This window comes from Fusibacter paucivorans (genome assembly GCF_018390735.1).
Lineage (GTDB): Bacteria > Bacillota > Clostridia > Peptostreptococcales > Acidaminobacteraceae > Fusibacter > Fusibacter paucivorans.
This window is the reverse complement of sequence record NZ_JAHBCL010000009.1, coordinates 86,501-105,398: the sequence shown is the minus strand read 5'-3', so window position 1 is coordinate 105,398 and position 18,898 is coordinate 86,501. Positions and strand designations below refer to the sequence as shown.

At 40.7% G+C, this 18,898-nt stretch carries 18 protein-coding genes and 1 pseudogene; 15 read left to right on the top strand and 4 right to left on the bottom strand.

Annotation, left to right across the window (positions count from 1 at the left end):
* Positions 1 to 23 precede the first annotated feature (23 nt).
* From KHM83_RS06710 to KHM83_RS06680, 7 genes are all read left to right on the top strand, one after another.
* Positions 24 to 1,271 carry a 3-isopropylmalate dehydratase large subunit gene (locus tag KHM83_RS06710; RefSeq protein ID WP_213236206.1) on the top strand — a complete coding sequence of 416 codons (1,248 nt, stop codon included), beginning with the start codon at positions 24 to 26 and terminating at the stop codon, positions 1,269 to 1,271.
* An 11-nt stretch (positions 1,272 to 1,282) separates the two neighbouring features.
* Positions 1,283 to 1,804 (top strand): LeuD/DmdB family oxidoreductase small subunit, encoded by a 522-nt coding sequence (locus KHM83_RS06705; RefSeq protein WP_213236205.1) that lies wholly within the window; start codon positions 1,283 to 1,285, stop codon positions 1,802 to 1,804.
* Positions 1,805 to 1,810: 6 nt separating this feature from the next.
* The gene (locus KHM83_RS06700) at positions 1,811 to 2,827 is read left to right on the top strand and encodes a PdxA family dehydrogenase (protein ID WP_213236195.1); all 1,017 of its coding nucleotides are present in this window, start codon (positions 1,811 to 1,813) and stop codon (positions 2,825 to 2,827) included.
* Between the two features lie 20 nt (positions 2,828 to 2,847).
* Complete coding sequence (locus tag KHM83_RS06695) at positions 2,848 to 3,309, top strand: tripartite tricarboxylate transporter TctB family protein (protein ID WP_213236193.1); 462 nt, start codon at positions 2,848 to 2,850, stop codon at positions 3,307 to 3,309.
* Positions 3,309 to 4,838 carry a tripartite tricarboxylate transporter permease gene (locus KHM83_RS06690; protein WP_213236192.1) on the top strand — a complete coding sequence of 510 codons (1,530 nt, stop codon included), beginning with the start codon at positions 3,309 to 3,311 and terminating at the stop codon, positions 4,836 to 4,838. The genes KHM83_RS06695 and KHM83_RS06690 overlap by 1 nt, the downstream gene beginning before the upstream one ends.
* A 16-nt stretch (positions 4,839 to 4,854) precedes the next feature.
* Positions 4,855 to 5,901, top strand: a complete 1,047-nt coding sequence (locus KHM83_RS06685; RefSeq protein WP_246542916.1) for a Bug family tripartite tricarboxylate transporter substrate binding protein — start codon at positions 4,855 to 4,857, stop codon at positions 5,899 to 5,901.
* Between the two features lie 209 nt (positions 5,902 to 6,110).
* On the top strand, positions 6,111 to 6,431 hold the full coding sequence (locus KHM83_RS06680) for a DUF1292 domain-containing protein (protein WP_213236191.1): 321 nt from the start codon (positions 6,111 to 6,113) through the stop codon (positions 6,429 to 6,431).
* Positions 6,432 to 6,537: 106 nt separating this feature from the next.
* On the opposite strand, the gene KHM83_RS06675 is transcribed toward KHM83_RS06680, so the two are convergent.
* From KHM83_RS06675 to KHM83_RS06665, 3 genes are read right to left on the bottom strand one after another with little or no spacing between them, the layout of a single operon-like run.
* Entirely contained in the window at positions 6,538 to 6,882 is a 345-nt protein-coding gene (locus KHM83_RS06675) for a hypothetical protein (protein ID WP_213236189.1), read from the bottom strand.
* Positions 6,883 to 6,901: 19 nt separating this feature from the next.
* On the bottom strand, positions 6,902 to 7,807 hold the full coding sequence (locus tag KHM83_RS06670; RefSeq protein WP_213236187.1) for an EFR1 family ferrodoxin: 906 nt from the start codon (positions 7,805 to 7,807) through the stop codon (positions 6,902 to 6,904).
* Between the two features lie 34 nt (positions 7,808 to 7,841).
* Complete coding sequence (locus tag KHM83_RS06665) at positions 7,842 to 8,501, bottom strand: TetR/AcrR family transcriptional regulator (protein ID WP_213236185.1); 660 nt, start codon at positions 8,499 to 8,501, stop codon at positions 7,842 to 7,844.
* Between the two features lie 242 nt (positions 8,502 to 8,743).
* Between KHM83_RS06665 and KHM83_RS06660 the strand changes: the two genes are divergently transcribed.
* From KHM83_RS06660 to KHM83_RS06635, 6 genes are all read left to right on the top strand, one after another.
* Complete coding sequence (locus KHM83_RS06660; RefSeq protein ID WP_213236184.1) at positions 8,744 to 9,349, top strand: TetR/AcrR family transcriptional regulator; 606 nt, start codon at positions 8,744 to 8,746, stop codon at positions 9,347 to 9,349.
* A gap of 12 nt (positions 9,350 to 9,361) precedes the next feature.
* Positions 9,362 to 10,297 carry an alpha/beta hydrolase gene (locus KHM83_RS06655; RefSeq protein ID WP_213236183.1) on the top strand — a complete coding sequence of 312 codons (936 nt, stop codon included), beginning with the start codon at positions 9,362 to 9,364 and terminating at the stop codon, positions 10,295 to 10,297.
* A gap of 147 nt (positions 10,298 to 10,444) precedes the next feature.
* The gene (locus KHM83_RS06650) at positions 10,445 to 11,077 is read left to right on the top strand and encodes a hypothetical protein (RefSeq protein ID WP_213236182.1); all 633 of its coding nucleotides are present in this window, start codon (positions 10,445 to 10,447) and stop codon (positions 11,075 to 11,077) included.
* Between the two features lie 255 nt (positions 11,078 to 11,332).
* Positions 11,333 to 11,998: a phosphatase PAP2 family protein gene (locus KHM83_RS06645; RefSeq protein ID WP_213236181.1), complete on the top strand. Its 666-nt coding sequence runs from the start codon at positions 11,333 to 11,335 to the stop codon at positions 11,996 to 11,998.
* Positions 11,999 to 12,080: 82 nt separating this feature from the next.
* Positions 12,081 to 12,650 (top strand): glycosyl-4,4'-diaponeurosporenoate acyltransferase CrtO family protein, encoded by a 570-nt coding sequence (locus tag KHM83_RS06640; RefSeq protein ID WP_213236180.1) that lies wholly within the window; start codon positions 12,081 to 12,083, stop codon positions 12,648 to 12,650.
* Positions 12,651 to 12,681: 31 nt separating this feature from the next.
* Positions 12,682 to 13,440, top strand: a complete 759-nt coding sequence (locus tag KHM83_RS06635; protein WP_213236179.1) for a sulfite exporter TauE/SafE family protein — start codon at positions 12,682 to 12,684, stop codon at positions 13,438 to 13,440.
* A gap of 133 nt (positions 13,441 to 13,573) precedes the next feature.
* On the opposite strand, the gene rpsD is transcribed toward KHM83_RS06635, so the two are convergent.
* Complete coding sequence (gene rpsD / locus KHM83_RS06630) at positions 13,574 to 14,179, bottom strand: 30S ribosomal protein S4 (RefSeq protein ID WP_213236178.1); 606 nt, start codon at positions 14,177 to 14,179, stop codon at positions 13,574 to 13,576.
* Positions 14,180 to 14,298: 119 nt separating this feature from the next.
* On the opposite strand from rpsD, the pseudogene KHM83_RS06625 reads away from it, so the two are divergent.
* Both KHM83_RS06625 and KHM83_RS06620 read left to right on the top strand, forming a co-directional pair.
* Positions 14,299 to 14,796: pseudogene (locus KHM83_RS06625) on the top strand (ornithine cyclodeaminase family domain); the annotation flags it as partial.
* A gap of 403 nt (positions 14,797 to 15,199) precedes the next feature.
* Positions 15,200 to 18,898: a PIN domain-containing protein gene (locus KHM83_RS06620; protein WP_213236176.1), complete on the top strand. Its 3,699-nt coding sequence runs from the start codon at positions 15,200 to 15,202 to the stop codon at positions 18,896 to 18,898.

Here is an 18,898-nt window from a genome sequence, read left to right as displayed (position 1 = left end):
TATTTTAGCGAGAGGTGATTTTATTGCACGCAATTGAAAAAATTTTAGCGAAGGCAAGCGGGCGAACGTTTGTAAAGGCAGGAGAAATCATTAGTGCTAAAGTGGATTTTGCAGAGATTAATGATTTATATTTGCAAACCATCAAGTCATTTGATGAAATGGGTGGCGAAATGGTTTGGGATCGAAATCGTTTGACATTCGTCTTCGATCATTATGCACCGGCACCGACGATTAAATCTGCTGCGATCCATCAGGAGATGAGAGACTTTGCCAAAGTGAATCATTTGACACATCATTTTGACATTAATGAAGGGGTGTGTCATCAAGTGATGCCGGAACATGGTGTCATCTGTCCGGGGACAATTGTCGTGGCAACTGATTCCCACACGACGACACACGGTGCATTTGGCGCCTTTGGCACCGGCATTGGCGCGACAGATATGGCGACAGTGATGATGACGGGTGAACTCTGGTTCAGGGTTCCGGAAATTATTGAAATTAGAATTGAGGGAACACCACCAAAAAATGTTTTGCCGAAAGATGTTGTATTGTCTATACTAGGCAAATTAAAGGCAGACGGTGCCGTGTACAAGGCGATTGAGTTTTCAGGATCATATATCAAACAATTGGATGTTCCCGGCAGAATGGTCATCTGCAATATGGCGGTTGAAATGGGGGCAAAAACAGCATATATGCAGCCAAATGATGCAGTATTAAAGTATGTGGGCGAACGCGCTCAGTTTCCTTTTGAAGTACATTATTCAGATGAAGATTTTGCTTTCAGTGAGACGCACCATTTTGACATCACACATTTATCACCTCAAATCGCCATGCCGCACAGCGTGGACAACGTGGTTGCCATTGAAGCAGTGCCGCAAATTAAAGTCAATCAAGGTTTTATTGGGACTTGTACAGGCGGAAGGGTAGAGGATATTGCAATTGCTGCAAAAATATTAAAAGGGCATAAGCTCGATCGCTATGTCAGGCTTGTTGTAATCCCAGCCTCAAAAGAAGTGCTGCAAACGTGTATGAAACTCGGCTATATTCAAGATTTGATTGATGCAGGGGCGACCATTTCAACACCCGGATGCGGTCCGTGTCTGGGCGCACATGAAGGCATATTGGCACCGGGTGAGGTCTGTATTACAGCCTCCAATCGAAACTTTCCCGGCAGAATGGGGAGCGTAGCAGCTGAAATTTATTTAGCATCGCCTGCAACTGTCGCGGCATCCGTGAAGAATGGTTATATCAGCGATCCGAGGCAAGTGTGAAGGGAGACGGTATGAAAACACAAATAGAAGGTGCTGTCATTATTTTGAAAGACAACATTGATACAGACCAAATTTATCCGGGACGATACTTGGAACTCGTCAACCCGGAAGAGATAAAGACACATTGTTTAGAGGGTGTTTCACCTGAAATTGCAAAACACTTTATCCCTGGTGATATTATTGTAGCCGGACGAAACTTTGGATGTGGTTCCAGTAGGGAACATGCGCCAATTGCGCTCAAGCATCTGGGCGTAAGCCTCATTATTGCCGATTCGTTTGCGCGTATTTTTTACCGAAATGCTCTAAATTTAGGATTGCCTTTGATCATTTGCAAGGGATTAAGTGAAAAGTTAAAGGCGGGAGACAGCCTGTCGGTTGATTTAACACAGTCTGTCATAAAAATTGCGGCAACTGGTGAGACATTTGATTGTGAGCACATCGGTGAGCATGCACTCAGTATTTTAGAAGCAGGTGGGATCAAGCCGCTCATGAAAAAGCGGTTTCAAAAAAAAGAGGGAAATGAAAGGAGTTAAAACGGTATGGTAAATGAAAAACCCATTATTGCGGTACCTATGGGGGATGCAGCTGGGATTGGTCCGGAAATCGTTGCAAAGCTTGCAGCAAATGGTTTTTTGGAACGCTATGCAAAGCCTATTATCTTGGGAGATCAGCGCGTTTTAGAACTGGGCAAGCGTATTGCAAAAGTCGATTTTGATTACCATGTAGCGACAGATATGAGAGAAGCCGTTGCGCATGACGGGCTGACACTTGTGGATACTCAATCGCTGGATACAGCAGATCTTAAGATTGGTGTTATCTCAGGTGTGAATGGCAAGGAGCAAGGGGATCGACTGGTAGACTGCATTGGCTACTGCAACGAAGGCCTTATTGAAGGATTTTGTTTTGCACCGCTTAACAAAGCGGCAATGAAAAAAGGCGGTTATGATTTTCCAAGTGAACATGAACTGTTTGCCCATTATTACGGCATCAAAGAACATTATGGCGAAATGAATGTGATGGAAGGGCTGTGGAATATTCGCGTTACCAGTCATATACCGCTTTGTGAGGTCAGCAAAAATATCAATGAAGAACGTATTATGGATGCTGTTACACTCGGTTACAATACTTTGAAGCGCGTTGGAATTGATCAGCCGGTGGTTGCAGTGGCAGCACTTAATCCACATGGCGGCGATAATGGTACATGCGGCAGAGAAGAAATTGATATTATACAGCCGGCAATGGCACTTGCGAAAGAAAAGGGCATGCCGCTCATCGGGCCATTTCCCTCTGATACGCTGTTTATTCGCGCGTTTAATGAAAAGTTTGACGGCGTCGTTACCATGTACCATGATCAAGGTCAGATTGCGATTAAATTGAAGGGATTTGCACATTGTGTTACCGTATCCGCCGGCTTGCCGCATGCGATCACAACACCGGCACATGGCACGGCTTATGATATTGCCGGTAAAGGCATCTGTAAAACATCTACTTTTGAGGATGCTTACAAGATTGCGGCAAAGATGGCAATAACGGATCGATCAATTAAAGTAAGATAGGGATAGGAGAATGATACAACATGTCTAAGTTGAATTCAAAGCAAATCGTCCCATTAGCGGCAATTACACTCGCGATTATTTTTTTGATCGTGGGAATTACCGATCTGGGATTTTGGGATGATTCAAATGGCCCAATGCCCGGTTTTTTTCCGGTAATTATGGGCATTATAATGATCATTGCAAGCCTTCTTGCATTGTATCAGTCAAAAAGTGAAACGAAGGCAACATATCGAGCGGAAGATTTTCTCGTCATTTTAGGTGCAGCCCTTTTGATTGCCGCTTCATTTTTAATAGGTCTTATTCCCAGTGCCTTGCTCTATGTCGTCTTATGGTTAAAAATAATTGAGAAAGAGACGTGGCTAACAACGTTTAAAGTGCTGTTGGTCATTGGAACCATTGTCATCGGGGTCTTTGTCCTTTGGCTGGAAGTTCCATTTCCAAAAGGGATTATCGGTGAAGTAATAGGGGGGTGGCTGCACTAATGGATAATTTAATGCTGTTGCTGGACGGTTTTCATACCGTATTGACGCTTCAAAATGTATTGGTTGTCGCCATTGGCGCCATATTGGGATTAGTTGTCGGCGCGATGCCCGGTATTGGTTCTTTAGCTGGCGTAGCCCTGTTGTTGCCATTAACGTATAAGTTTAATCCGACCACGGCAATTATCATGCTGGGATCACTTTATTATGCCAATATGTATGGTGGCAGTTTCAGTGCAATTTTACTGAATATTCCTGGGGATAATCCTGCTGTTATGACGGCGTTGGACGGCTATCCTATGGCGACGCAGAAGGGACGGCCGGGTCAGGCCCTGTTTACAGCCAACTTGTCTTCATTTATAGGCGGTACAATAGGAATGTTGATTCTAACATTTATTGGACCTCAGTTAGCGAATGTCGGTTTGAAATTTGGTCCTGCGGAGATGACGGCAATTTTATTAATCGCCATGACGTCTATTAGCTGGCTCGTAGGAGAGAATCCGACGAAAGGGATTATGATTACGATGCTGGGTATTTTGATTGCCTGTGTTGGCATGGATACTTTATCGGGAAGTCCGCGTTATGAATTCGGCAATATGTGGCTCTTGGGCGGTATTCCATTTACCCCATTTGTCATTGGAACGGTTGGTTTTTCACAAGTTATGAAATTGATGAAGGATCGATATAAAGTCGTTGAGTCCGAGTTTATGAATAAACGGTTAACCATCAAGGGTAGTATGCTCACGCGATCTGATGTCAAAAGGCTGCTGCCGCCGGCGCTTCGTTCCGGTTTTCTCGGTACTTTTGTTGGCGTATTACCCGGTGCGGGTGCGACGACGGGTGCCTTTATGGGTTATGGTGTTCAAAAGGCGTTTAAAAATAAGGAACCACTCGGAACAGGTGCACTTGAAGGCGTTGCTGCATGTGAGGCAGCAAATAATGCCGCAGCGGCAGGCGCTTTTGCACCGCTTTTGGCACTTGGTATTCCAGGGTCGGGAACCGGCGCCGTTTTGCTCGGCGGCCTGCTTATGTGGGGTTTGACACCGGGACCGCTGTTGTTTCAAAATGAGTCAGAGTTTGCGTGGGGATTAATTGCCTCGCTATTTGTTGCCAATATTATCACACTGGCAATCGCACTCATGGTAATCCCGTTCCTGATAAAGATTTTAACGGTAAAAGTAAAGTACATGATTCCGTGTATCACAGTGATTTGCATTGTCGGTTCTTACAGCACGAGTAATTCAATGTATGGTGTTTTGGTTATGTTCTTTGCAGGGATATTAGGTTATTTACTTTATAAAAATGAATATCCGACGGCGCCGATGCTGTTGGCATTTGTGTTATCGCCCTTGCTGGAAAGCAGTATGCGTAAGACGTTTATTATATCAGGCGGCAGTGTTTCGATCTTCTTCGAAAAGCCAATTTCGCTGGTATTGCTGATCTGTCTTGCAGCTATTGTAGCGACACCAATTGTCAGGTCGATTATTAAATGGGTTAGACAAGCGAATCACAAAAAGATTCACATGTCATAAAAAATGGAGGGGTATTATGAAAAAGAAAATGTTAGTGATCAGTATGGTTTTGTGTGTGTTGATGGTGTTGGTAGGATGTGGCAATGATGATGGCGAGAAGGCCGACAAAGCATCGCCGTCGGAAGCATCGTTGACAAGTGAGACATCTTCTGACAGCGATGACGCAGCGGCGTGGGCGCCTAGTCAAAATGTTGAATTTATTGTAACGTCAAGCGCTGGTGGCGGCAGTGATATTTTTAGCAGAACCATTACAGATATCATGACAAAAGAGGGTCTTTGCAGCGAAACATTCCTTGTCAATAATAAGACAGATGGCAATGGTGAAGTTGGCCGTTATCAAGTTGCAAACACCAAAGGCGACAAAGCAGATCATACACTTTTGAGTATGAACAGCGGTGATTGTATGGATATGCTGAGCAATACGGATAACCGTTTAGAAAACTTCAAAACACTTGCGCTAATGGCTGTAGACAAACAACTGGTCTTTGTAACACCGGATGGAAAATATGAAAATTTCAATCAGATCATTGATACTGTACAATCAGGCAAAGAAGTCATTGTCGGCGGTAGTAAAGGGAGTGATGTTGCAACATTTGAAGCGCTTCTGAAAGAATTGAATGTCGATGGCGATTTACTTAAATACATTGCTTATGATTCGACTTCTGAAGCGATTACGGCCATTCTCGGCAACCACATTGATATGGTTATTGCAAAACCGGCGGCATCAAAGCAATATGTGGAATCAGAATCGCTTATTCCGATACTGGCACTTTCAGATGAACGGTTTGATGGTAATTTAGGTGAAGCGCCGACACTGAGTGAATTAGGCGATTATGCCGATGTACAGGTACCCGTATGGCGAAGTGTCGTGGCACCGGGTGAAATGTCAGATGAAGCGGCAGCCTATTGGAGTGAAGCGCTGAAAAAGGTTTCAGAGAGCGATGGCTGGATCAGTGGATATTTAGAAAAAAATGCACTCATTGGTGACTATATGAGTTTTGAAGAGACGACCGCCTATTTGGAGGCATTTCAAGAAGACTATTTGAAAACACTTGAAGAATAAGAATCCCAGTAAGTAATCTTCCCCGAAACGCAAGACAAGGGATGCTTTTGAATGATGCTGTCATTTTAAAGCATCCCTTGTTGCGTAGATGATATAGACTGCTGCTGCATGCGACATACGGCAACAATACAGAAATTTAACGTTTAAACTATCGACATAACCTCGTTTGGCGTAGTATAATCAATTATTATGAGAATCGAGGTAATGAGATGACTGAATTTAAAGATAATGAAAATACTTGCGGCTGCGGCCATGATCACGATCACGACCATGCGCACACGGTGACGCTGGAGCTTGAAAACGGTGAAGAACTGGAATGTCCAATCATTGATATTTTTGAGGTCAATGATAAAGAGTACATTGCACTGCTGCACCCAGAAGAGGAGCTGGCACTGCTCTATGGTTTCATTGAATATGAAGACGAAACCATTGAACTCACAGAAATTGTAAGTGATGAAGAGTATGAACTGGTATCAAAAGCGTTTCAGGAATTGTTTGATTCGGAGGATGACGAAGAAGACGAAGCGTAACCGAGAACTGTGTCAATAGGTTATAACTTATATCGCAGATATTGTATGCTCTAAGTGACTTCATAATCGTGATTTTTTCATGATGAATGAAATCGCTTAGAGCATTTTACATATGAGCAACAGATAATAACATTACAATTGTTGCCGAGATGTGAATGCTTCGCAAGATGAGAGGCGGCATTTTAAGAATACTCATCGCCGCACCGGTGCCGACCAGCACAATGGCGGCGATTATAAAAATGAGCATTAAAATGGGCGTGACCGGTGCCGAGTGAAGCTTTTGCAGAGCGAACAGCAGCAGAGCCGCAGTCGCAATCCCTAATATTTTATGTATGGTAAAAAGAGCGATAGCATAGGGTTTGCCGCTAAATGCCAGCCAGATTCCAGTGCCGATCGTACTTAAAAAACCAGGTATAATGATATAATTTAACCACTTAATCGTATTTTGCATTGTAAACCTCCAATCATGTTCAAGACAAATGCAGCATTTCTGCTAATGTGATTTTAGGGTGATGGTAACGTTCTTGACCTTTGGTACCGCTTCCAAACTGAATAGCCTGAACGGGACACCACTGGAGACAGGCAAAACATTGTTCGCACTGATGGTGCCATTTAGGGATGCCCTCACTGAGCGAGATATTATGAACGGGGCATATTTGTGTACAAGTACCACAGCTTGTACAGGATTTTGTGCTGTGAAAGCCATGATCCATGAGCGTGATGCTTGCCATATGGGAGAGCGGTGTTTTTTTTAAGTAGCCTGCCTTGCGAAGCCAAAAAGACTTTTGCAGTGTTTCGCGAAGATTTAACAAATCAACGACGCGTTCCGTGCGGTCATAGGCGCTTTCGATGGTACCGAATTTACGGTTTTTGACGTAGTCGATGATGGCATCACATTTTCTGTCACCGTTAGAAAACAGCTGGGATTTGACAGTGTTTGATTGCATTCTCAAGGTAAAGGGCTTAAAGATACTAAGAAAACCGCCGGATGGATTGATGTAGTTATAAGGCATCTGGATGCCAAAGCCGCCAGCCAGAGGAACTGCTTTTTCTACAAGCAGTGTTTGAAGATAGGGAAGTGAAACACAGGGACTATCACCGTACGTACAGACGGCAAAGCAGTAAGTGCTTTCTGAAATTTTTAACTGCTGAACAAACCGTTTGACGATATAGGGCGTTAAATGATTGTAAACTGGAAAAATGAATCCAATGATTTCAGCAGTTTCCGATGAAGCCGATGCGTCGGATTGTGTGTCAGACATGGAATAATATGTTGCATGGAGGCCTTTGGCCAATTGTTTTGCAACAGCCAGAGAGTTGCCGGTTCCTGAAAAATAATAGAGTTTTGCCTTCGTATTTGACATAGAGGGACACATCGTCAATCTCCTTTCGAACAATTTTTGATGAGACTTAGTGTGTTGCTGCTATCGGCTGTAAGAGTGCTGCAAAAAAATGAATATGCGAGAAAATGCGGTTTTCAATTGCGAGTTTTGAATCGGACCAGTTTTCAAGCAGCAAGTATTCATCGAGCATTCCCTTTAGTCCATAATAATATTCGGCCGTTATCAGCTGGACATCGCAGGGGGGCATATGCCCGGCGGCAATCATTTTTTCGAAAACGGCTTCTGTATAACCTCGCCGAATATGGTAGAGGTTTTTTTTCGCTATGTCGCCTGCGATGGGGTGGGTATACGCTTCTGCCGATACGATTTGAAGGATGGTATGGTAAAGCGGATTAGAAGTTAGGGCACTAAATTTAGCCATATTGGCTTTTAAAAATGCTTCAACACTGCCGGCTGCTACATGACTATTGATTTCAGTATCCGTCATGATGACTTGGTGCGTCGTGTCGTCAAAGTGTTTTAAAATGCGGTCAAATAACTGGGCTTTACCTTTGTAATGATTGTAAAAGGCACTTTCTTTAACGTTTACAGAATAGCATAGTTCTCTGATGCCGACATTGGCAAAGCCTTTGACAGAAGCGAGATAGACTGCGGAGAAAAAGAGTTTATCCTTCGTATGATCAGTTTCTGCAATCATATGATCAAATTGTTCTTTTCGAGTAGGCATAGAAGAATCCTTTCATTAAAATTTAGTTAATTAACGTTCGTTAATATATCATTTTTGAATGATATTCGCAAGTGTATTAGTATTTAAAAATGTTAAAAGCATGTAAAATCATGTTGACAATGGAGATCAAACATGTACAATGGTATACGACGTATACTTTTGTGAACTATTTTTTCCTTTTGGCTAAAGATGGCAATAAAGTGTGAGAACAGGGACTGCGTGTGTTAGGAAATGAGCTGCTTATGAAAATGACAAAAAATGAAATAAAACGAAAACAACTCAGTTGCCGTATTGTTGAAACCGCCACGGAGATGGTTAAATCACGCGGCTATGATCAAACGACAATGGAGGGCATTGCAAAAGCGTGCGAAATAACAAAGCGTACACTCTACAAGTATTATCCCGTTAAAGAAGCTATTTTTGCAGATTATGTGAAGATGATGTTTGCGGAACAGCATGCGGTGCGCAGTGAAGCATTTGAAGCGATGACCTCAACATCTGAACGCGTTGACTATTATATGAAAGCGCTTATGTCGGGGGTTTTAAGGGAGCCTGTTATTTTTGAACACTATATTGTATATGTCATGAGAATGCTCGTCAGTTATCGCGAAACCGGTGAGCGCGGCAGCGGCGTCAGTGTTTTGATCGAACAAATCATCACATCAGGGCGCGCAGAAGGTGTCATTGATTTTGAGATGCCTGACGGGATGATTGCCGATTTATTTTTATTTGTATTTGTTGAAATGACGAAGCAATATTACACAGCACCTGAAAAATTTGATATAGACACCGCGTGCAAATACAGTGTGGCAATGTTTATGAAAGCCATTGCACCGGATAAGACGTAGAGGAGAACAATTATGCAGAGTATTCGAAGCAAGTTGATATTAGGCGTTGTTAGGCATCGCCATTTACTTAAGGGACAGTTAAAGCGTCCTGTCATCGACAAACACTTTTCGGTAGCAGATTTTCGAGAGGGGATCGACAAAGCGTCAGTCAGCATGAATAAAAGGCTGATTGATGCTCTGATAACACCGGTTGATATTGACGGCATGTACGGTGAAATCATCGCTTTAAAAGCACAGCCGCTTCCGGAAGAAAAAATCATATTATATATTCATGGCGGCGGTTTCATTTCCGGGTCATGTCACACACACCGTGCACATGTTTATAAATTTGTTAAAGAAATCGGTACAAAAGCGCTCGTATTTGACTATCGACTTGCGCCGGAGCACCCTTATCCCGCTGCGACAGATGACTGTCTGAGCGCTTACAAGTGGCTTGTTGAAATGAATGGATACCATCCGGATAACATTGTCATTGCAGGTGAGTCAGCCGGCGCAACACTAACGTTGGTAACACTGCTGCGCATTAAAGCGGCTCGTATGGCACAGCCGGCAGGTGCGGCAGCAATTTCGCCTGTGACCGATTTGAGATCGCTGGCCGATTCTTTTAAGAGAAATGCGCCAAAAGACATCGCACCTTATAACTCATGGCACGTCTGGCAGGGATTTTACATGGGAGAAACGGAACCGATGACGCCGTTCATATCGCCGATCTTTGGCGAGCTGGATGGTCTGGCGCCAATCTACTTGTGTATTGGTACCTATGAAATCCATTATGATGATACCGTTAATTTTCATGAACGTGTTTTAGCCGCTGGCGGGTCGTCTGAAATAAAGATACATGAGAAAATGGTGCATGCATTTCCGATTATGGCACCAATGTTTCCGGAAGCGACGGCGGCACTTAAAGACATTTGCCGATTTTTATCTGAAAAACTGTGTTTGCGCTGATATAAGCAAATGATGATGTATATTTCAGTGTGCATGATCTAACGTATGTAAGACCTTTAAGATAAAATGGGCATAGAAAACTTGCGATGTCGTGCTATCTGTGATACTTTGAAGGTGGTTATAGAAAGTGTATGTGGAGGTGGGGAGATGGCCGTTCAAGTAAATGTAGAAAAATTAAAACATGCAGAACAGATTTTTTTTAACCTGTATCCAGACGGTTTTGAATCAGAAGAAATGAAGGCAATTGCTAAAAAGCACAAAGTTGAAAAAATGCGACAGTTCGTCGAAGAACACTTCTATGAAAAAGCTTTTGAAAAGAGCGATCAGATTTTTGAGGACTATGTTAAACTCATTGCACGTTCTTCATTGGTTTCCGTCTTTGAAAAGGCTAAATTTAGAGATGCGGCAAAAGTAATGTCCGCCACCGAAAAAGAGATGATGGTCAATGGCATGAAGGCGTTTTTATATGGTGATCAGGCGGCGGGTTTTGAGATGCAAATTGAAGTGCTGGAACGTTATAAACTTGCAAAGTGGCCGATTCTAACGGTATTGGGACTCTACCAGTTTCCAGCCGTTGAAGTGCTCGTCAAACCGACTACCGTTAAGGGAATCCTAAAATATTTTGAGGTGACGGGTTTTCAGTATACGTCGAAGCCAACGTATGCATTTTATAATCAATACCGGGAACTGATCAACGACATAAAGGCGCAGGCGCATCCAATGCTGATGGTTGACAATGCGGATTTTTGCGGCTTTCTGATGATGACGATGACTTTATAGACTATTTATGGCAACATAAAAGTAGATGATGGCAACATAAATGCTCTGAGATATGGTGCAACTGGATGACAGTGGGGATGCCTTAAATGCGTCTTTTTCTTAATTGGTGTTGCAACGTGAAAGTTTAGGGATGAGCGTTGCCATTTTTTTTCAATATGATAAAATAGTATTGTTCATGGGGCACTGCTTGGCGAAGATCTTTTGGGAATTTCGTTATGGAGTGCCTTTTAAAAATTAGACAATTGGGAGCGGCAGATGAGATCTCTAAAGACGTATTTATCAGAAAATAAGCATTTTTACTGGGTTCTATTGTTATTGCCATTACTGGTGTGGTTTAAACTCTTGGAATTCAATTTAGTGCCGAAATATATGGTGCATTCATTTATTGATGATCTTATCCCGTTTTCAAAAATCTTTATTATACCTTATATTCTGTGGTTTCCGTATATTGCCTACGGCGTTCTGTTTACAGGGAAACATAGCCGAGCCGATTATCTAAAATTATTGATCTTTATCGGTGGCGGCATGTCAATTGCCTACCTATTTTATATGCTTTTCCCGAATGCACAAGCATTAAGACCGACGATTACGGACAATGACCCACTGTCATTGCTGGTTCGCTTTATTTATTGGTCTGATACGCCGACCAATGTTTTTCCGAGTATTCATGTGATCAATGCTGTGGCAGTCGATGCAGCGCTGCATCATTCAGAGGCCTTTTCGCAAAAAAAAGGCGGCAAATGGCTTTCGTCGCTGATGATGATACTCATTTGTCTCTCGACGGTGTTTGTTAAACAGCATTCGATACTGGATGTTGCCGGCGGACTTATCGTATCGGGATGTTTTATAGTGCCGCTTTATTTGATTCCAAAACGTCGCAGTGTACTTGCGGCGATGGCGGCACAGCCAACATCAGAATAGCACGAGTTTTCATATATATTGTATTTTAAAGGCAACTTACATTTACATGGCTATAATTGTAAACAACTAATGGAGGCAAAGAATGCGACTAAAACTATTGATCAACAGCCTCTTCGTTCTTTTCATCGAATCTGTCATCAGCACACTGGTCTTTTTGGGTGTTCCCGAAAAGCATTTTGATTATCGCCGCTGGCCTTTCCGAGAGAAGAAATGGGAAGACGGCGGCAATGTTTACCAGCGTTTGTTTAAAGTGAAAGCATGGAAACATCAATTGCCGGAACTAAGTGATTTTTTTAGCAAGTCATTTTCAAAGAAGAAAATTGAACCGAGAAATCGAGCTTATCTTGAAAAATACGTTACAGAATCATGCCGAGCGGAAATGGCGCATTGGAGCATTATTTTGATGGCATTTATCAGTGTCGTCGCCAATGATTGTGTCATCAGTATGTTGATGGTCGCGATTGCACTCAACATGCCGTTTATTGTGATCCAGCGTTATAATCGACCTAGGATCATGCGCCTGCTAAGGCAGCTGAATCGACGAAACCCTCCTTATGGTGACATTAAAGGCGAGTATGATGTCGATTGGCATGGCCAAATTGTCGTATCGGATGAACGCGTCTATCATTTTCGAGATTATCGAGGCGATTAAGCACGTAAAAACAGATACTGGGGGAGATACGATGACATTTTTACAGAGCTTTGATTTTACGACACTTCAGTGGAGCTTGATTATTTTGGCGGCAATGCTGATCGGTTTTTCAAAGACGGCAATTGGCGGGGTAACATTGCTGGCAGTTCCTATTCTAGCCGGCGTTTTTGGCGGCAGGGCATCAACGGGCGTCATGCTGATGATGCTGATTACAGGGGATTTATTTGCTGTTCGCACTTACTATAAACACGCGGACTGGCAAAAGATTAAAAGACTGTTTCCCTTTACGATATGCGGGGTTTTGCTCGGCGTGTGGCTGGGTGCGCTGATGAATGATGCACAGTTTGCCATGACCATTGCCTGTTCAGTTATCGTCTGTTTGGGCATTCTTATCTATTTTGAAGTAAAAGGTGAGCGGACACAAATTTCCAATGCTGGTTATGTTGCAGTACTTGCGGGTATACTCGGGGGTTTTACGTCAATGATCGGCAATGCAGCTGGGCCTGTGATGAGTATTTATTTTCTCGCCATGGGGTATCAAAAGCGCGACTATATGGGAACCAATGCGTTATTCTTTTTCTTGTTAAACCTTACAAAATTGCCGTTTCAAATATTCGTCTGGCACAATATCACATGGCGAGCAGCCGGATTTGCACTCAGTATGCTCATCCCTGTTGCCGTTGGCGCCATTATTGGTATTTTCACACTGAAACGTATTGATGAACGCGTCTTTCGCTATATTGTCATGGGGATGACGGCAATTGCCGCTGTGAAACTACTGTTGACATAAAACGTGATGGTTAAAATAATACGAACGCTGGCATTAAATTGATGTGTAAGCGGACAATATCCAATAAATAAAGACTCTCCTCATGGACAAACGGGAAAAAGCAATGTGTTTGTTATGAGGAGAGTCTTTTGAATTATGCAGAGATCATGGTTGCATAGTACTCGACGACCAAATGGTCGTTAATTTGAATCGGGATTTCATCGCGATTAGGATCGCGGTGCAGTGTTGCAGTAAAGTTTGCAGGATCGTAATGGATGTAAGGCAATGCATACCTCATTCGGTTGGTGACGTTCTCTTTAAAAAGGCTAACATTTCTAGCGCTTGGTTTTAACGAGATAAAATCGCCGACTGCAACCGCATAGGATGGGATGTTCACTTTTCGGCCATTCACTTGGATATGACCGTGGACGACCATTTGTCTAGCCTGACGGATAGAACTGGCGAAGTTCATGCGGTAAACGAGATTGTCGAGTCGGCATTCGAGATCGCGGATTAATTTTTCGCCAGTGAGTGCAGGCGAACGCTTTGCTGCTTTCACATACCTTCGAAACTGTTTTTCCATGACTTCGTAATAACTGCGGAGTCTTTGTTTTTCAAGCAACTGTTCACCATAAGGCGAGAGCTTTTTTGCATCACGCGCCTGCCCGTTGCCGGAGCGTTTCATCGCTTTTGGATGACCGCAGACATTTAAATTGAGTCGTCTGCATTTTTTAAATCTTGGCCCTCTCATTCGTGCCAATGATATCACCTCCTAAGTGATATAATTTATATGGTTAAGTGATAATTGTTATCAATTAGAAGATTTTATCATGTGTTGCTTTGCTGTCAAGGTCTCATAACGGTTTATCGGAAAAGATGGCTTTAGGCCAGGACATCTATACACAAGAAAGCCAGCCCAATGGGCACTATAACCATTTGAGTACAATCAATCGTGTTAGACATCACGGGAGCATTGAGCGCTTTATCGAGGCAGAAGCCATTGACAACGGCATTATCTATCACTGCGTCAAGCACGAAGTGCCTTTTGTACTCGCAGGTTCTATTCGAGATGATGGGCCGCTGCCCGGTGTTTATTGCGATGCTTATGCAGCGCAGGATGCCATGCGAGACCGCGTTAGAAAGGCGACAACGGTGATCTGCATGGCGACAATGCTGCATACCATTGCGACGGGGAACATGACGCCGTCATACCGCGTACTCGAAGACGGTACGGTACGTGAAATCTACTTTTACTGTGTCGATATTTCAGAATTCATGGTCAACAAACTTACGGACCGCGGCAGCCTATCGGCCAATGGCATTGTCACCAATGTGCAGGATTTTATCTGCAATGTGATGAAGGGACTGGGGTTGTAACAATGAATCGATCTATCACTATAAAGGTTTTCAAAAGCAATAAATGCGATTTATATGGGTGCGTTGAGTATAAAAATTTAAAGTATAAATATGACCACTTATTCTGATTTTTTGTGGTGTGTGAGCATTCTAAATTAGTTTTGTTAAACAGGTTCTTGTTAATCCGCCTTGTGAATATTGAGGATATAATTGAAAGGGTAAGTAATCGCTGGAAAGAGCTACTAAATGAACAAATTGATACTAACAATCAAGATATGGGATGCGTTTGGTTGAAGCTTTAGAGGTTATTTCGTCAAAAAATGGGCGTTTTATCTTTATCTCAATTGTGCAGAAGTATGTGCGTAGATGTATAATACCAATAAGGAACATTATCCAGTATTTTCATTTTGTTATGGAGGCGCTAATGAATTATTTGAACTATATAACTGGAAGTATTATTATTCCAAGCTTAATAGAATATTTAATTTCAAATAAATTTAAGAACTTAAGCGATTCATTGCTTAAGCAGTCAATTCAGGGTAAAGTTGCAGTTTTTAATGAGAATTTTGCAGACACGGAAATTGATAGTCAGAAATTAGTTGAATTTTTATCTTTTGAAGACACGAAAACGAAAATTTTTGATGTGATATTTAAGGCTTATAAATCTAAAAACTTATCACGTGAGGCTTTTGTATTGGAATTAGCCGATGAAGCAACCGCTTATATTAATAAAAATAGAAATGGGGATTACCCAAATGTCACCAATATTAATCTAATGAAAGATTATTTTCTTGCACTATTACGCTATATAGAAGAATTAAGAGAAACTGTACTAAGTATAAACGAGAAAGCTATAGCTTCTTTATTAACAGAGAACATAAATAAAAGTGAAACAAATATCATCAATGAACTGAACAGAACGAGGGATAATGATGTTTTACTGAATGAGAAAATAAAATTGTATACAGAATCAATCGAAAAAGGCATTTTTGAGGAATCGCTAGACTTAATCGAGAATACCATTTACACGGTTTCAATGAACAATGATCAGAAGATAGAATTATTAAATCTTAAGGCAATAATTTATGTGAACATGAATATGCATAAAGAGCTTGAAAAAACTAAAGAACAAATCAATATAATTAATCCTACAAATGGCTATATTGATAGAATTGAATTCTGGTTAGCTTATTTAAAACATGATGATGACGGTGTCGATTCAATCTTAAAAACAATGAAAATGAAAGGTGTGAACACTGTTGCAATAATGCTTTATCAATCAAGCTATCATCTTCGTAATGGCAATTATGAGGAGGTTCTGAAGATACTCTTGGACGAGGCTGGTAATATGAAAAATGAGTTTATTTCAGAGTATAAAGCATTTATACAAATGGGGATTATTGAATTAAGTAGAGAAAATTATCAAGAGGCTTTAAAAAGTTTTTTAAGAGCAAAAGAACTAAAAAATACAATTGAGGCAGAGTATCATTGCACGATGTGTGAATATAAATTATTTAGTGCTAGTTTAGAGCCAGTATTTTACGTTAATGAGAAACTCATAGAAAAAGCGGGTGAGATTGCAGAGAAAATGAGAGCCGTTGAAGTCTTTATTCATAATGCTCCAAAAGAAGTAAAATTAAACTATTGGGTTAGCTATTTGATGGCACTTGGAATAAGTAATTCCTATGAAGCGCTGACCGAATTTGAAAGAATAGATGAAGAATTCAGAGAAAACAAAAGAGTGCTAAGTGTGATTGCTGAGATACATTATCAACTGATGGATTACCCAACTGCAGCTGATTTGTATTATAAAATACGTAATGAAATGCCTTTAAATAGAGCAAGGCTGTTAAATTGTTATAGTAAGATGGAAAAGTGGGATAGCGTTGAACATATATTTAGTGATAACAATATCATCGGTTATGATCATGAGGGCGCGATTCTTTATCATCAGATCATGTTGCTTGATAGAAAAAATGATTATACAAGTATTAATGAATTGATTAGTAGTTTAGAAAGCATACACTATAAGCCACCAATAGTTGTAAATCTTATGATTAAAACAGCTCATAAATATGGTGATATTGCAATGCAACTTGCATTCATAGAAATATTAAATCGCATATCGGATAAGCTTACAATTGATGAAAAACTTTTTTTCGCACGAACTTTGGCTAATCTTAGGGAATATAAAGCCATGCGAGACTTGCTTGCTGACGAAATATATAATAATCAGGATGCGCTGAAATTATATATTGCATCTTACGAGATGGTAGATTCAGAAGATGCGCTATTTAATGAATTAAAAGATGTGGTGTATGGGTGTTACTCATTGGGAATAAAGTTACCTCTTTTGATTCAGAAAAAATTTTATATTGAACTCTTAACTGAAAGATGCGAGGCCTCGCTCAATACTTTGAAAGAGTATAAAGAACTAGAAGGAAATGATATTTTTTATCAATACAACTATATTCAAGCGATCATTCGGGGTGGGCTAAATGATGATGCCTTTCTAGAGGCAAAAAAATTACTAGGATCAGATGTGCTGTCGCACCGCATTATGGCATCTCAGTACTATGCGTACAAAGGGCGCTGGGATGAAGCAAAATCTCAAATGGTCGATTCTTATTTTCAACTGAGTGATCAAATAAGTGATAAAGAGGAGGCTGCTTTTGTACAAATTAGTATGAATAGTTTTAAGGGCATTTATCAAGAACAGAAGTTAGATAAAGCAAACAATGACACCGTATTAACCTTAGCGTCTAAGATGGGAAAAAAAGTACGAATCTGTCTGCACTCATCCGGTTCTAATGTTGCGAATAATGGAGAATTTAAATTTGATTGTTATAATTATAGTGGCACAAGTGATGAAGCTCTTGAGCTAATTGCCCTTGCAAATACAAATGAGATGGTTGTTTATAATGGGAAAGAGTATAAGGTTTTAGAAATTGTAGAGACATATATTCATTTGTTTAGATATTTCTTTTCAAAACTTCAAGATAAGAGAGCTGACACGGATAACAATTTCTTATTTAAGATTACTGCAGGATCTGCTGAAGAAACCATTGAGAAGATGACAGAACAATTGATTGAAAGTAAGAAACATACAGAAAAAAAATTAGAGGAATATAATTTTGGTATTGAAACAGGAATGCCATTAATGTATTTATCAGGAAAATCACCCGAAAAATATAAAAGCATCTTTCATTTCTTATTGGGAAATGATAAATATTGTCTTTATTCAACAACAAGAACGGCTGAAGGGAAAAGTAAAGAGTACGTTTTGTCTTTAAGCTCCATATTTGTTCTTAAGAATTTTGAGCTCCTAGATAAGTTAGAGCGTTTAAACAATAAGATAATTATCACAAGTGGTATCAAGAATTTTATTAAAAGAGGCTTGAACGAAGCTATCAATTCGATCAATATTAAAGGGACTACCTTTTTAAATGACCAGAATCAATTACGAGTAGTTGAGTTTACAGATGAACATAAATACGCTAATCGGAAGTGTTGGACTGATTTGCTTAAGTGTTTAAATCAATTTGAAGAATTGCCTATGACGAGTTTCAACAATGAATTTTATGATGTCATTTATGAAATTGTTGATGTAAGTGATTTTGAATCAATTGAAGTTGTCAGAACGAAAAATGTAACTCTAATTTGTGATGATTGGTTTATAGCAAGAGCAAATGAAACATATGGAAGACAAAATTCGACTGTTGGGTCTTTAGAATTTCTTTATATTGAGGGGGGACTCTCTATTGAAGAGCTTTATGAAGTTGTTTCAGTTGCAAGTAAAAAGAAACTTATTAATGCAGTTTCTTCCGAAATGCTATTTGACTTGTATAAAGATATGATTGAATCAGAAGATAGTTGCAAGCTGGAAAAACTTAAAGACATTTTTATGGATCTATTTAGCGGAGAATACAAAGATTTTCAAGTGAGACTCTATCAAGAATTGCTGCATATAATTGAGCGTAATGAGATGATGACGGCAGCGTTTTATATCTTAATTGAAAGGCCATTTGGATTAGTTCCGTATGAGCAGTACTTAAGTGATTTTATTCACAATATAAGATTTGAATTTGTAGCAGAGAACTCAAATGATAATGGATTATTATGA

Bases quoted from the DNA above. Each gene is read 5' to 3' on its own strand.
- KHM83_RS06705 (WP_213236205.1), top strand. From the start codon at position 1,283: ATGAAAACACAAATAGAAGGTGCTGTCATTATTTTGAAAGACAACATT.
- KHM83_RS06700 (WP_213236195.1), top strand. From the start codon at position 1,811: ATGGTAAATGAAAAACCCATTATTGCGGTACCTATGGGGGATGCAGCT.
- KHM83_RS06695 (WP_213236193.1), top strand. From the start codon at position 2,848: ATGTCTAAGTTGAATTCAAAGCAAATCGTCCCATTAGCGGCAATTACA.
- KHM83_RS06690 (WP_213236192.1), top strand. From the start codon at position 3,309: ATGGATAATTTAATGCTGTTGCTGGACGGTTTTCATACCGTATTGACG.
- KHM83_RS06685 (WP_246542916.1), top strand. From the start codon at position 4,855: ATGAAAAAGAAAATGTTAGTGATCAGTATGGTTTTGTGTGTGTTGATG.
- KHM83_RS06680 (WP_213236191.1), top strand. From the start codon at position 6,111: ATGACTGAATTTAAAGATAATGAAAATACTTGCGGCTGCGGCCATGAT.
- KHM83_RS06675 (WP_213236189.1), bottom strand. From the start codon at position 6,882: ATGCAAAATACGATTAAGTGGTTAAATTATATCATTATACCTGGTTTT.
- KHM83_RS06670 (WP_213236187.1), bottom strand. From the start codon at position 7,807: ATGTGTCCCTCTATGTCAAATACGAAGGCAAAACTCTATTATTTTTCA.
- KHM83_RS06665 (WP_213236185.1), bottom strand. From the start codon at position 8,501: ATGCCTACTCGAAAAGAACAATTTGATCATATGATTGCAGAAACTGAT.
- KHM83_RS06660 (WP_213236184.1), top strand. From the start codon at position 8,744: ATGAAAATGACAAAAAATGAAATAAAACGAAAACAACTCAGTTGCCGT.
- KHM83_RS06655 (WP_213236183.1), top strand. From the start codon at position 9,362: ATGCAGAGTATTCGAAGCAAGTTGATATTAGGCGTTGTTAGGCATCGC.
- KHM83_RS06650 (WP_213236182.1), top strand. From the start codon at position 10,445: ATGGCCGTTCAAGTAAATGTAGAAAAATTAAAACATGCAGAACAGATT.
- KHM83_RS06645 (WP_213236181.1), top strand. From the start codon at position 11,333: ATGAGATCTCTAAAGACGTATTTATCAGAAAATAAGCATTTTTACTGG.
- KHM83_RS06640 (WP_213236180.1), top strand. From the start codon at position 12,081: ATGCGACTAAAACTATTGATCAACAGCCTCTTCGTTCTTTTCATCGAA.
- KHM83_RS06635 (WP_213236179.1), top strand. From the start codon at position 12,682: ATGACATTTTTACAGAGCTTTGATTTTACGACACTTCAGTGGAGCTTG.
- KHM83_RS06620 (WP_213236176.1), top strand. From the start codon at position 15,200: ATGAATTATTTGAACTATATAACTGGAAGTATTATTATTCCAAGCTTA.